The sequence below is a fragment of the Pseudomonas sp. 3JA genome, from assembly GCF_036961705.1.
GTDB classification, from domain to species: Bacteria; Pseudomonadota; Gammaproteobacteria; order Pseudomonadales; family Pseudomonadaceae; genus Aquipseudomonas; species Aquipseudomonas fluorescens_Q.
This window is the reverse complement of sequence record NZ_JBAMDJ010000011.1, coordinates 87,215-100,559: the sequence shown is the minus strand read 5'-3', so window position 1 is coordinate 100,559 and position 13,345 is coordinate 87,215. Positions and strand designations below refer to the sequence as shown.

Here is a 13,345-nt window from a genome sequence, read left to right as displayed (position 1 = left end):
GGCCTCCAGGCTTCTCAAGGACATCTCAGGGAGTGAGCAGGAGAGTACCTGAAGCGCGGCCGCTTTCCAGGTCCGCGTGGGCTTGTGCGGCGTTCTCCAGCGGGTAGGTTTTCCAGACGGCGGGTTCGATGATCCCGGCCTGGAGTGCAGCCAGGACGTCATTGGCGCGCGCCTGATATTCCTCGACGCTGCTGGTGTGGGCGACAATCGAAGGGCGGGTGAGGAACAGCGAACCCTTGGCATTCAGCAGGCCCACTTCGACCGCTTGTGGCGCGCCTGACGACGCGCCGAAAGACACCATCAGCCCGCGCGGGCGCAGGCAATCGAGCGATGCCGCGAACGAGAGACGTCCAATCGGGTCGTAAACCACATCGGCCTTCCTGCCGTCGGTGATTCGAGCCACCTCCTGCGCCAGTGTCTGTGCATCGAAAACCAGGACATCATCGCAGCCCAGTGCACGTGCCTTCTCGACGCTTTGCGCACGAGAGACGACACCGATCACGAAAGCGCCCAGGTGCTTGGCCCACTTGGCCATGATGGCGCCCACACCGCCGGCGACGCCATACAACACCATGACCGTTCCCGGCCCCACCGGATAAGTGCTCTTGAGCAGGTACTGGGCCGTGATGCCCTTGAACAGAACGGCGGCGGCATCCTGGAAACTGATCGAGTCGGGAAGGGGCACCAGTTTCCCGGCCGGAACCAATCGACCACTTGCGTAGGCACCCAACGGGCCGGTGGCATAAGCCACGCGATCACCCACTTTGACTTGAGTGACATCCGGCCCCACGGCAGCGACCACCCCGGCCCCCTCCAGACCCAACCCCGACGGCAGGGCGACGGGAACCGCGCCGTTGCGCTGGCTGACGTCGAGGTAGTTGATACCAATGGCATGCTGCTCGACCCACACTTCACCGAGGCCGGGCGCAGCATGATCGTTTTGTCGGACCTCTAGAACGTCCGGTCCACCTGTGGATGAAAAACCAACGACAGTGACCATTTCAGCGACTCCTCAGGGTTTGAAATAGATGTCACTGGAGGATGATTGCAGATCTGTGTATGGACAATACCTTGGATATGCATGGCATAGCTGCACCTTATGCAGCAATCCGCTTGCTCGAATCCGTGGTTGGGCTGACCCTGTCTTTGCTTGGATTCCTGTAATTTTTTATCACCTGCATCGCACTTTTACCCACAAAGGACTTGGTGGCAGCAGAACCGACTATTCTTTCGGAACACTGCCTTCTTGGCAAAAAGGGACGTCATGCCAGACATCGATCGCACCACCGGCCCCACACACGGCATCACATGCGCTGATCGAACCTGTTCGATTGGGCCCAGGTTTCCAGGATCCTCGTTACTCCGGATGGCTTTAATGACGGTGTCCTGCCTTTTTACGGCAACTTCCGCATACAGCCAGGACCTGTCAACCGTAGCGGGGCTCGAAAACACCACGGTCACGGTGATGCAAGCGCAGGAGGTCGTTGCCAGGGCCACCCTTGGCGCCGCGCGCTGGAGCGGCCCTGTATCCGGCCCGCAAGCCCAGCGGGGCAAGAGCATCGTGCTTGTCGCAGAAGATTTGCGTAACGGAGGCATTGTCGGTGTCGCGCAGGGTGCCCGGGAGGCCGCCAATGCGTTGGGCTGGACGCTGAAGATATTCGATGGTGCCGGCTCATCGGCCGGGCGCGCAAAAGCCTTTGCCGATGCCCTGGCCGCGAAGCCTGACGGCCTTATCCTGTGCGGCTCCGACGCTCTTGAGAACAAGGCCGCGCTGCTGCTCTTCGCCAACAAGGAGATACCGGTGGTTGGCTGGCACGCCGGGGCACGCCCGGGGCCGATTGACGGCACGCCGGTGGCCATGAATGTCACGACTGACCCGCTTGACGTGGCGCGTCTCACGGCCATGGCGGCAGTGGCGCAATCAAATGGACGCGCCGGCGTGGTCATCCTGACCGACTCCAAGTACAGCATTGCCATGGCGAAAGCCAAGGCCATGGAAGACGTCATTCGGGCCTGTCGTGAATGTACGTTGCTGGAGGTGCGCGATGTGGCGATCTCCGAAAGTGGCGAGAGGATGCCGGCGGTGACCAAGGAATTGCTTCAGCACTATGGCAAACGCTGGACCCATGCGTTGGCTATCAACGACATCTATTTTGACTATTCGATTGCCTCGCTGACCGCCGCCGCCATACCCAGTGACGGCATCAGTCTGTTGTCTGCCGGTGACGGCAGCGCTTCGGCTTTCCTGCGCATACAGGCAAAAACCTACCAGACCGTGACGGTGGCCGAGCCGCTCAACCAGCATGGCTGGCAAGTGATGGATGAGTTGAACCGGCTGTTTGCAGGTCAGCCAGTGAGCGGCTTCGTCGCGCCGATTCACTTGGTCAATAACGACAATATCGCCTTCGATGGCGGGAAAAAATTCCAGTACGATCCTGACAATGGCTATCGAGACATCTATCGCCACCAATGGAATCCCTGATGTTGGACGTGACTTCCCGGCTTGGACGCCAGCTATTGCCCCAATCGCTGCGCGCACAATTCACCCTGGCGTTCCTGACGCTGGCGCTGCTGATCCTGGCAGGTGGTGCTACAGCGGTCTACGCGCTGCGCACCTCGAACAGCGCGACTCGACAACTGACGGATGAACGACTGGTCCGCATGCAAAATGGGCAAGACATGGTGCAGCGCACCTTGCTGATCGAACGCCAGACTGACCAGCTTCTGACAACCCGTTCCTCCGACATCCTGCGTTCAAGCTATGCAGCGACCGTCGAACAGCTTGAAGCCCTCGATCAACTGGTGCAGCAACTGACTGCCGCAAACAGTGGCGTGGCGATACTCGACATGCATCAGTCGAGTCAGATGTTCCGCAATACCGCCAACATCGTGGCGCAACTGCGAGAAAGCCTGCTGCAAACCGAGGTCACCTTCGAGCAGGCCCTGGCGGATCACACTGCTCGATTAACGGCGGCCCAGACCCGGGCCAGCCTGGAATTGGCGGTGCTGCTTTTCGATCTGCCGCAGGCCGTTGACAGTGAGGCCGTGCAACGGCTGCGGGCCCGATATGAGCGCCTGCCACGCACCGCCGGCGCGTTATCCGACGCTGAGGTGCAGATTCCGGATCTCTTCTCCCTGCGCCAGACGCTCATCAATCAACACAACGTCCTGCAGCGTTTCAACGAGCAACTCAAGAATGAGGCCGGGGTCCTGGTCGCGGTGGCCCGTACGCAATCGAATGCCTACACCCAAGACTATCGCGAAGCGGTACAGCGTCTGGTTGAGGCCTCGAATCGCAGCCAGCGATGGGTGCTGATCATGTTGGGCGCCAGTCTGGTGTTCGCCTGGTTCGTGACCCGGGTTTTCATGGGGCGTCATGTGCTCGTGCGCCTGAATGAAATAAGCCGGCAATTGCGTCAGGAACACACGGACAAAACGCATTTGATGATGGCCGACCATGGGAAGGACGAGATCGGCAACATGGCGCGGGCGGTGAATCAATTTCTCGAAGACCGACTTCAACTGGAGAAAAGAACGGCCCAACTGAGTATCGCCACAGAACGGCTCGCCGTGCAAAACGATCGATTGGAGCAGGAGGCCATCGTTCGTGCCGGACAAGGTCATGTCCTGGAACTGATCGCCAGGAGCACCGAGCTTACAGAAGTGCTCGATAGCCTGGCGCACCTGGTCGAGTCCCAACTGGAGGGCATGAAGGTCTCCATCCTGCTGCTGGATGAGGAGGGCAAACACTTGCTGCACGGGACTGCACCCAGTTTGCCGAAAGCCTATAGCCAGCTCATCGACGGAATTGAAATCGGTCCGAACGTCGGTTCATGTGGTACCTCGGCGTATCGACGAGAGCCGGTCATTGTCACGGACATCGAGCAGGATCCACTGTGGGAAGCGTACCGTTCACTGGTGGCGCCCTATGGGTTTCGCGCCTGCTGGTCGACGCCGATCCTGTCCCATGAGCGAAAGGTCTTGGGTACGTTTGCCTTGTATGCCAACACCGTGCGCAGCCCCAGCGCCGCCGAGACGCAACTGATCGACATGGCCACACCGCTTGCCGGCATTGCGATAGAACGCCAACTGACCGAAAAGCGCATTCGCTTTATGGGCGACCATGACGCCCTGACCGGGCTGCCGAATCGCACGCTGCTCGAAGACCGCCTCAAGCAGGCGATGCTATATGCCCAGCGCTACAACCGGCTGGTGACAGTGGTGTTTCTCGACCTGGACAAATTCAAACTGGTGAATGACAGTCTTGGGCACAGTGCCGGGGACGAACTGCTGAAAACCGTCGCCCAGCGCATGCTGGGATGTGTACGGCGTACCGACACCGTGGTGCGACTGGGTGGCGACGAGTTTGTGATCATCCTGTTCGACCAGCCCTCGGACCTGGACGGCGTGACGCCCGTCCTGCATAAGATCCAGGAAGCCATCCTGCGGCCGATTCAACTCAGCGGCCATACGCTCCACGTCACCTGCAGCATGGGGTTGGCCACGTACCCTACCGATGGCACTGACACCGACACGTTGCTCAGCAATGCGGACGCCGCCATGTACCGTGCCAAGGAGCTGGGGCGCAACAGCTTCCAGTTCTATACGAGCGAGATGAATAACAAGGTCCAGGGCAAGCTCGCCATGCAAGACGGGCTGCGAAGCGCACTCAACAATGACGAGTTCCTGCTGTTGTACCAGCCACAAGTGGATTTGCAGTCAGGCCAGATCATCGGCGTGGAGGCATTGATCCGCTGGCAGCATCCCGAGCTCGGCATGGTCTCTCCCATCAAATTCATTCCCCAGGCCGAAGAGACCGGGCTGATCGTGCCCATCGGCGACTGGGTGATTCATAGCGCCTGCAGACAGAACAAGGCGTGGCAGGATGCCGGCTGGCCGCCGATCACCATGTCGGTGAACATCTCGGCTCGCCAGTTCATCGAAAGGGACCTGATCGACCGGGTGATGCATGCCTTGCAGGAATCCGGACTGGACCCGATGTACCTTGAGCTGGAGCTGACCGAAAGCCTGATCATGCAAGACCTTCAGCAAGCCATCAGCAAAATGAAGGCCCTGCAAGCCATGGGGATCAGCCTCTCGATCGACGACTTCGGCACCGGCTACTCCAGCCTCGCCGCATTGAAAAGCTTCCCGATCGCGAGGCTCAAGATCGATCAGTCTTTCGTGCGTGATCTGCCCGACAACGAGAACGACAAAGCCATCGCCACCGCCGTGATTTCGTTGGGGCACAAGCTGAATCTCAAGGTCATTGCCGAAGGGGTCGAAACCGAGGAGCAGCAAACCTTCTTGCGTGATAACGGCTGCGATGAAATCCAGGGGTATTTTTTCAGCAAGGCGGTCAGCGCGCAGGAGATCGGTCTGTTGTTGCGTATGCCCCGCCTGCCTCACGCGAGCCGTATTGCGAGCCCTGGTACGCCCAGGCAAAACAAACGTGATGTAAAACGCCCGAGCGGTCCAGTGTCTGGGCATTGATGACTCACTTCCATCGCTGATGCCTGGATTGTTCACGAATTGTGTTCCACACCATCACCTGAAGGCTATTGATGGGTTTTTCATTGCGAATATTCTTGGTCATCCGTGACCCGGCACAACAGAGCGTATCGCAATGAACAACCCTCGTACCCTCTATCAGAAGCACATCGACAGCCACACTGTCGCTACCCTGGACGATCAAGGGCACGTGTTGCTCTACATCGACCGCCAGGTGGCCAACGAATACACCAGCCCCCAGGCCTTCAGCGGGCTTCGCGAGGCCAAGCGTGGCGTATGGCGTCCTCGCGCAACGCTGGCGGTTGTCGACCATGTCAACCCGACCAGTCCAAGCCGTATCGCGGCCATGCCCGATGCTGGTGGCGCCTTGCAGGTCGCGTATTTCGAAGAGAACTGTCGGGACTTCGGCATCGAGCTTTTCGATGTGCTGGACAAGCGTCAGGGGATAGAGCACGTGGTTGCGCCGGAGCAGGGGTTTATCTTGCCCGGTATGGTGGTGGCAGCTGGCGACAGCCATACCACGACCTACGGGGCGCTGGGGGCGTTTGGTTTTGGTATTGGCACCTCAGAAATCGAGCATCTGCTGGCGACGCAGACGTTGGTCTACAAGCGCCTGAAAACCATGCGTGTCATGGTCACTGGCAAGCTGGGCATGGGCGTGACCTCAAAGGACATCATCATGGCCTTGATCGAAAAGATCGGTGCGTCGGGAGCGACCGGTTACGCCATTGAGTTCGCCGGTCCTGTCATCAACGCATTGAGCGTTGAGGCGCGGATGACCATTTGCAACATGGCTGTGGAGGCCGGCGCACGGGGAGCATTCATGGCGCCTGATGAAAAGGTGTTTGCCTACGTCAAATCCAAGCCCCGAGCCCCTCAAGGCGAACATTGGCGTGTCGCCGAAGAAAACTGGCGCGAACTGTTCACCGACGAAGGCGCGGTGTTCGACCGGGAAATCCTGTTGGACGTGGAAGCTCTGGAGCCGATGGTGACCTGGGGAACCAGCCCGGACCAGGCATTGCCTGTTGGTGGCAGTGTTCCTGACCCGGCGACCGTCGCCGATCCGATCTTGCGCCAAGGCATGCAGCGCGCCTTGACCTACATGGGCCTGGAGGCGGGCATGTTGTTGCGCGATGTGCAGATCAGCCATGCGTTCATCGGCTCGTGTACCAATGCGCGTATCGAAGACTTGCGTGATGTTGCCCGTGTGGTGAACGGTAGGAAAGTTTCTCCAACAGTGCGGGCCATGATCGTTCCTGGATCGACGCAGGTGCGTGCCCAGGCGGAGGAGGAGGGCTTGGCCAGGATCTTCCTCGATGCGGGTTTTGAATGGCGCCAGTCTGGATGTTCGATGTGCCTGGCCATGAATGATGACGTGCTTGCTCCGGGCGATCGTTGTGCGTCCAGCACCAACCGAAATTTTGAAGGTCGCCAGGGGGCGGGCGCACGGACCCACCTCATGAGCCCGGCGATGGTTGCCGCCGCGGCCATCCGTGGTCGCCTGACGGATGTTCGCCTGTTGGCCGAGGAGGCTTGAGCCATGCAACCTTTTGAGATCGTGACCGGGAAAGCCGCACCTTTGCTCGCGTCCAACATCGATACCGACGTCATCATGCCCAAGCAGTTCTTGAAGGGGATCGACCGAAGCGGTTTGGATAAAGGGGTGTTCTTCGACCTGCGTTTCCTTGAATCCGGTGAGACAAATCCAGACTTCATCCTCAATCAACCGGCCTGGAGCGGGGCCAGTTTCCTGGTGACCGGGCCCAACTTTGGCTGTGGTTCCAGTCGCGAGCATGCGGTATGGGGGCTCAAGCAGCTGGGGATTCGTGCACTGATCGGGACCAGCTTTGCCGGCATCTTCTATGACAATTGTCAGCGTAACGGCGTGCTTGCGATACAGCTTTGCGAAGCGCAGCTACAGAGATTGGTTCGCGTCGTGAACACTGGGGCTACCGCGACGATCAGCGTCGATCTGCCGAACCAGAAGATTTGGCTAAGCGAGGGGTCGGTCATCGAGTTCACAATCGATGCGTTGCGCAAGCAATTGTTGTTGTCGGGGTTGGACACTATCGGCGCTACCTTGCAGCGGGCGGCGCAGATTCGTGATTTCGAAGCGCGTCACTACGCAGAAAATCCGTGGCTGAACTGAGCCCCCCTGGCGCGCTCGCCAAACGCTCAAACGAGGGCGAGCGCCTTGAAATGTTCCTCGAAGAACTCGATACAAGCCCTAAGCTTGGCAGACTGGCTGGCACGTGTCGGGTAGATGGCCCAGACATCGGCACTCTGGGCGTAGTCAGGAAGCACGTGGACCAGTTGTCCGCTTTCAAGCAAGGGCTTCACGTCCCATAAGGAACGCAGGATGATGCCTGCGCCACTCAAGGCCCAGCGCAACACAATCTCGCCATTGTTCGATGACAACGGGCCGTTGACGCGAATGGACTCTTCAACGCTGTTCTTCGTCAGGTTCCAGATGCCAAAGGCGTTGTTCCGTTCCTTGAGCACCAGGCAATCATGCCGGGCCAGATCATCCAGGGATGTCGGCAAGCCGCGCTTCTCCAGGTACCCAGGGGTTGCACAGAGCACCCTGCGGTTACTCACGAGTTTTTTTCCCAGAAGTTGTTGAGGGAGGTCGTAGCCCACCCTGATTTCGAGATCGAAGCCTTCATTGACGATATCGATCATGCGATCAAACACGTCCAGGCGAATCTCCAATCGAGGGTACAGTTGCGAAAGCGCGGCGACCGCGGGCGCGACATGGTTACGGCCGAAGCCGAAAGAGCTGCAGATCTGCAGGCTCCCCTGCAATTGCTGGCGGGAGTCGGTCAACTCGCTGATGAAGTCATCCATATCCCCCAGGAGTCGAGTGGCGAAAACGCGGACACGTTCGCCGTCATCGGTCAATGCGACACGCCGGGTTGTCCGGTGCAATAGCTTGGCGCCCAACGTTGCCTCAAGGACGGAGATGCGCTTGCTGACATACGCCGGCGAAAATCCCAGCGCCTCGGCAGCATTGCCAAAGCCGTTTTTCCGGATGACGGTGAGGAACACACGCAGGTCCTCCGGCAGCAAGGATTGTTCTCGATGTGCAGGCTTGCGTCTCATGGCTCGGATTATTCCAATGATGTTATCGGCGTCAGTTTGCAATGGATGCGCTAAAAGTCCATGCATTGCAATGCAAGCGCCCATCGATCACGCCCCTGATATCTGCTTTTAACACGCCTGTCTGAAAATAAAAAATAGCTCAGAAGCCCTGGTGCGATATTAATCGGGTTATTCCTGTAATGCCCGACTCGTCGTTTGTTTGTTAATGATATATGGATAAATTCTGTCCACTTGTAAGCGCAGTTGCAGTCATTATTATTGGTGTACTGAGTGGTCTAGAAGAGGTTGTTATGGCGCAGTTATTTGACGGTTGCGTAAAAGTGATCGTGCCCTGTGGTTCTTTGGGGGCGGGTGTTCGAGAAGAAGAAATTGCTTATGGACTGGCAGCAGGGGCGCAAGTAATCGCCACGGACGCAGGTTCAACGGACAGTGGTGCGGCGTATCTTGCACTTGGCAAGTCCAAGAACAACCGAGGCGCGGTAAAGCGTGACCTGACGATATTGATGAAAGCGCAGGCGCGATCCGGTGTGCCGATAATTGTTGGCACAGCAGGGCAGGCGGGTGGCGATCTCAATCTGGAGTGGACGCGCGATATTGCCCTGGAAATCGCCAAGGAGTTGGGCGTGTCGCCGAAGATTGCGCTCATCTATTGCGAGCAAGACAAGGACACCATCAAGAAGCTGAATGCAGAAGGTCGTATCAAGCCGCTCCCGCCTCATGGCGAGTTGGAAGACGCGACGGTGGAGAGTTGCGAGCACATTGTCGCGGCACTGGGGGTGGAACCTTTTATCGCTGCCCTGGACGGCGGTGCCGATATCATATTGGCCGGCCGCGCGACCGATACCGCCGTCATCGCCTGCTATCCCATCTGGAAAGGCGCGCCGTGGGGGCCGTCCTGGCATGCCGGCAAGACGGGCGAATGCGGCGTGCAGTGTGCCGTCAACCCTACGCTTGGATCGGGCATTTTGCTGAGTGTTGATGCGAACGGCTTCGAAGTCGAGCCTTTGAGCCAGGACAACCAGTGCACGCCCCATAGCGTCTCGGCCCATATGCTGTATGAAAACAGCGACCCGTTCCGGTTGGTGGAGCCTGGCGGCATCTTGAATGTTGCCCAGGCGCGTTATGCCGATTTGAATGGACGTGCTGTTCGGGTAGAAGGCTCGCGCTGGGAGACGATGCCCTACACGATGAAGTTGGAGGGGGCCGCCGCCGGTTTATATCAAACAATCATGTTGGTGGGGATTCAGGACCCGGATGTGCTCAATGATGTCGATGGGTTTCACGATCGTTTGCTTGAAGCGCTTTACACCAGAACACGCCAGTCCATTCCAGCCGAAGAATTGGGCGAGTTTCATATTTCCCTGCGGATGTATGGGTGGAATGGTGTCACCGGGGTAAAGCCGCCTGTCGGAACATCGCCACCCACTGAAATAGGCATGTTGTTTGTGGCCACTGCCGCCACTCAGGACATGGCCAATACAATTGCCCATGCTTGTAATCCCTACTTCTTTCATTATCCCAGTGTCATGGGCAAGGAATTACCTTCGTACGGATTCGCCTTTACACCTGCGGATATACCCCGAGGCCAAATTTATGAGTTCAAGTTGAATCATGTGGTGCAACTTGAGAACCCCATGGAGTTGGTACGTCTTAAATGGATTGATTTGTCGGATACGTCGATGGCGATGAAGGAGCTTGCACAATGATTAAGTTGCGTGATGTTTGTCGGCATGTCCGATCGAAACAAGCGGGGCCGTTCTGGATTACGTTTGATATTTTTTTCAACGGACGCGAGAGCTTCGAGCGCTATTGCGATTGTGCCGCTCTGTCTCCGGCGCAATTCGCCAGGCTCTACGGCACCGATCCCGAACGGGTCAAGCGCATTGCGGTGCCGGACCTGGAGATGGTCAAGATTTCTTATCCCCGTGCAACGCCACAAGGCGGCATGGTCGAGCGTGACATGCATGCCGGCCAGCAATACGTCCGCTTGCTTGACGTGGTCATCGACTGAGACGACGGGCGCCAAGTCGCGCCTTGATCTGTTCGCCTCATGGACGAGGACTGACCCACCTATTCAATCCGAGGTAGTTATGACGGACTCGACCGTTGCGGTGCGGCTTGCACGCTATGCCCACGCATTCAGAAAACAGCACCTGCCCGAAGCGATCATCCACCTTGTACGCCAGCGCTTTATCGACAGCCTGGCGTGCGTGCTGGGCGCCTATGGGGCTGATCCGGTAAAGGCAGCGGTGTGTTACGCTGCCGCCAACACCGCGAAATCATCCAGCGTATTTGGTACACACCTGCAAACGACGCCTGAAATTGCCGCCTTCACCAATGGCCTGATGGTTCGTTTCCTGGACTATAACGACGGATATATGGGCCTGGAGCCGGGCCATCCGAGTGACAACATTCCAGCCTGTCTCGCCGTGGCGCAAGCCGAAAATGCAACTGGGGCTGAACTGATTTCGGCCATTGTCCTGGCCTATGAAATCCAGATGCGCTTGCAGGATGCGGCATGCTTGAACAAGCGTGGCTGGGATCACGTCAATTACGTCAACGTCGCGATGGCTGCAGCGGCTTCCAACCTGATGAAGCTGGACATTGCGCAGACGGAGCAGGCGATCAACATTGCCGTGAGTGGTCACTTGGCCATGCGCCAGGTGCGCAGTGGAACGTTGTCCGACTGGAAGGGCTGCTCTGCGGCCAACGCCGCGCGCAACGCCATTTTCGCCGCCCAGTTGGCGCGCCATGGCATGACGGGGCCGTCGCCGGTATTTGAAGGTGACATGGGGTTCTTCAAGCTGGTTTCCGGGCCGTTCGATCTGGATACGGAGCGTTTTGGTACGCCCGACAATGGTGATTACGCCATACAGCGCTCCCTGACCAAGACATTCCCCACCAATGGTGAGCTGCATAGCGCTGTCTGGGCCGCGCTTGATATTCGCAAACGCATCGATGGTGTAGAAGACATTGCCGCCATTACGATCGAAACGTCTGAATTCAACCGTCGGGTATTGGCGGATACGCCCGAGAAATGGTTGCCGAAAACCAGGGAGACGGCAGACCACAGTCTGCCCTATAACGTGGCTCGGGCCTTGCTCGATGGCGACATCACGGTGGGCTCCTATTGCCCTGAGAAGATTGCCGATCCTGCGGCGATTGCCTTGATGGAAAAGGTCAACGTAGTCGAGGACCCGGCGCTGACCGCACTGTTCCCACGGCATCTTGCCAATCGTGTCAGCGTGACTCTGATGTCCGGCGAGCAAGTCGTGAGTGAGATGATCACCGGGCCCGGGTCAGTCGAAACGCCGATGACCGATCACGATTTTGAACGTAAATTCCGACGCATGGCCATGCCGCATATCGACGCATCGGCACAGGCCAAAGTGCTTGGGTTCGTTGCTGGCCTTGAGAAGCAAACCGAGTTCCAGTCGCTGTTTGCGGCGATGGCTATCCCATAGCAGGTCTGTCGCTCCAATGCGTTTTCGCCAAAGGAGTGAGCGGGGCTTAGCGGCGGCCGGTCGTGGTTGCCGCAGGCAGGGTCCCTACGTAACGGGCGCGAGGGCGGGCTTCATGGTGCTGGTTGTATTGCTCGCTGGCATGGGCTATCCAGCCAATCAGGCGACCGACGCCCGCCAATGAAATTTCCTGTCCATGCAGCCCAAACTTCTGACCGATGAAACTCACCAGCAGGATGAATTCCGGCGGATACGCAACGAGTTCCGAGGCCACCGCAAAAGCTTTCTGCAGTTTTGCAAATTCGGCATCGCCATCGAACGCGGCGGTCAACGCCGCCATGAGATTAGTGGCTCGTGGATCGTTGATGGAATGGACATTGGGACCGAACCCGACAATGTGTCCGTCCTGGCTGTAGCGCTGCAGAATAGGTCGCGCAGGGTCCGCGGCCGTACAGATTTCCTCGATCATCCTGCTGGCGGCTTCATTTCTTCCATAGGCAATTTTGTGACCCCGCGCCGCGGCAAGTCCGGCGATGACCGCGTAATAGGGGGTAGCGCCAGTCGTGGCGGCGACGCGCACGCTGTGGGTGGTGTGATCCAGCTCATGGTCGATACTGAGGATCAACAGGCGGCGGATCAGGTCCGCATGCTCAGGCCGGACGTCGCAGGCCTGGGTGATGAACTCGTGCAAGGGTTGCGCACTCGGTTCGGTCGCTCCCACCACCAAGGCGGCAAACCACCTCACGACATCGGCGCCGGTGCGCGCGTAGCTGGTCGTGGAAAGGTCGAAGGCCTTGGGATTTTCTCTTTGCACCAAGGGGAAAAGCGCGATGGCTTTTTCCTGGGCGGACATGTGCTCGTAGATCTTCAGCAGCTTGACGCTGTCCTTCGGAGCACGAGGCAGTGACGGGCCGAATGCCGCAGGCACTTGCCAGATCAATTCGGCGACTTCTTCGACCGTTGCGCGGTCAGCAAGCTCGACGACGTCATGGCCCCGATAAAACAGGCCATCATCGGTGATCAGCGTAATCGCGCTGTCCGACGGTGACGAGCGCTTGGGCGCGTGTTTCTCACCTGTCGGTCTCTTGACCAATCGCTGGATGTCTTCGGCCCAATAGCGGCGCTTGGGCGTACCCGGGATCTTGAGGGAGCGTATATTTTTGCGGCTGACGTAGGCGTACAGCGTCGGCAGGCTGATTCCGAGTAGGGCTGCCGCCTCTTCTGCCGAAAGGTAGAGGTCTTCTTGTTCTGGCATGACAATTCCGGTCAAG

10 protein-coding genes are annotated in these 13,345 nt (G+C 58.4%); 7 read left to right on the top strand and 3 right to left on the bottom strand.

Annotation, left to right across the window (positions count from 1 at the left end):
- Positions 1-25 precede the first annotated feature (25 nt).
- Positions 26-1,000, bottom strand: a complete 975-nt coding sequence (locus V7773_RS11375) for a quinone oxidoreductase family protein (protein ID WP_336073428.1) — start codon at positions 998-1,000, stop codon at positions 26-28.
- Between the two features lie 462 nt (positions 1,001-1,462).
- On the opposite strand from V7773_RS11375, the gene V7773_RS11370 reads away from it, so the two are divergent.
- The 4 genes from V7773_RS11370 to leuD all read left to right on the top strand — a co-directional run bounded on the left by V7773_RS11370 (position 1,463) and on the right by leuD (position 7,660).
- The gene (locus V7773_RS11370; RefSeq protein WP_092142734.1) at positions 1,463-2,482 is read left to right on the top strand and encodes a substrate-binding domain-containing protein; all 1,020 of its coding nucleotides are present in this window, start codon (positions 1,463-1,465) and stop codon (positions 2,480-2,482) included.
- Entirely contained in the window at positions 2,470-5,493 is a 3,024-nt protein-coding gene (locus tag V7773_RS11365) for an EAL domain-containing protein (protein ID WP_336073427.1), read from the top strand. The genes V7773_RS11370 and V7773_RS11365 overlap by 13 nt, the downstream gene beginning before the upstream one ends.
- A gap of 133 nt (positions 5,494-5,626) precedes the next feature.
- A complete protein-coding gene (gene leuC, locus V7773_RS11360; RefSeq protein WP_336073426.1) occupies positions 5,627-7,048 on the top strand; it encodes a 3-isopropylmalate dehydratase large subunit in 1,422 nt (473 codons plus the stop codon).
- A 3-nt stretch (positions 7,049-7,051) separates the two neighbouring features.
- Positions 7,052-7,660: a 3-isopropylmalate dehydratase small subunit gene (leuD, locus tag V7773_RS11355; RefSeq protein ID WP_336073425.1), complete on the top strand. Its 609-nt coding sequence runs from the start codon at positions 7,052-7,054 to the stop codon at positions 7,658-7,660.
- Between the two features lie 26 nt (positions 7,661-7,686).
- Here leuD and V7773_RS11350 read toward each other — a convergent pair whose 3' ends face one another.
- Entirely contained in the window at positions 7,687-8,613 is a 927-nt protein-coding gene (locus tag V7773_RS11350) for a LysR substrate-binding domain-containing protein (protein ID WP_336073499.1), read from the bottom strand.
- Between the two features lie 212 nt (positions 8,614-8,825).
- Between V7773_RS11350 and V7773_RS11345 the strand changes: the two genes are divergently transcribed.
- The 3 genes from V7773_RS11345 to V7773_RS11335 all read left to right on the top strand — a co-directional run bounded on the left by V7773_RS11345 (position 8,826) and on the right by V7773_RS11335 (position 12,077).
- Complete coding sequence (locus V7773_RS11345; RefSeq protein WP_336073424.1) at positions 8,826-10,319, top strand: acyclic terpene utilization AtuA family protein; 1,494 nt, start codon at positions 8,826-8,828, stop codon at positions 10,317-10,319.
- On the top strand, positions 10,316-10,624 hold the full coding sequence (locus tag V7773_RS11340) for a DUF4387 domain-containing protein (protein WP_092461789.1): 309 nt from the start codon (positions 10,316-10,318) through the stop codon (positions 10,622-10,624). The genes V7773_RS11345 and V7773_RS11340 overlap by 4 nt, the downstream gene beginning before the upstream one ends.
- A 79-nt stretch (positions 10,625-10,703) precedes the next feature.
- Positions 10,704-12,077, top strand: a complete 1,374-nt coding sequence (locus tag V7773_RS11335; protein ID WP_336073421.1) for an MmgE/PrpD family protein — start codon at positions 10,704-10,706, stop codon at positions 12,075-12,077.
- Positions 12,078-12,123: 46 nt separating this feature from the next.
- On the opposite strand, the gene V7773_RS11330 is transcribed toward V7773_RS11335, so the two are convergent.
- Entirely contained in the window at positions 12,124-13,329 is a 1,206-nt protein-coding gene (locus V7773_RS11330) for a citrate synthase (protein ID WP_336073420.1), read from the bottom strand.
- Positions 13,330-13,345: the final 16 nt, after the last annotated feature.

Excerpts from the sequence above, each read along its gene's own strand:
- V7773_RS11375 (WP_336073428.1), bottom strand. The coding sequence starts at position 1,000 with ATGGTCACTGTCGTTGGTTTTTCATCCACAGGTGGACCGGACGTTCTA.
- V7773_RS11365 (WP_336073427.1), top strand. The coding sequence starts at position 2,470 with ATGGAATCCCTGATGTTGGACGTGACTTCCCGGCTTGGACGCCAGCTA.
- leuC (WP_336073426.1), top strand. The coding sequence starts at position 5,627 with ATGAACAACCCTCGTACCCTCTATCAGAAGCACATCGACAGCCACACT.
- leuD (WP_336073425.1), top strand. The coding sequence starts at position 7,052 with ATGCAACCTTTTGAGATCGTGACCGGGAAAGCCGCACCTTTGCTCGCG.
- V7773_RS11350 (WP_336073499.1), bottom strand. The coding sequence starts at position 8,613 with ATGAGACGCAAGCCTGCACATCGAGAACAATCCTTGCTGCCGGAGGAC.
- V7773_RS11345 (WP_336073424.1), top strand. The coding sequence starts at position 8,826 with ATGGATAAATTCTGTCCACTTGTAAGCGCAGTTGCAGTCATTATTATT.
- V7773_RS11340 (WP_092461789.1), top strand. The coding sequence starts at position 10,316 with ATGATTAAGTTGCGTGATGTTTGTCGGCATGTCCGATCGAAACAAGCG.
- V7773_RS11335 (WP_336073421.1), top strand. The coding sequence starts at position 10,704 with ATGACGGACTCGACCGTTGCGGTGCGGCTTGCACGCTATGCCCACGCA.
- V7773_RS11330 (WP_336073420.1), bottom strand. The coding sequence starts at position 13,329 with ATGCCAGAACAAGAAGACCTCTACCTTTCGGCAGAAGAGGCGGCAGCC.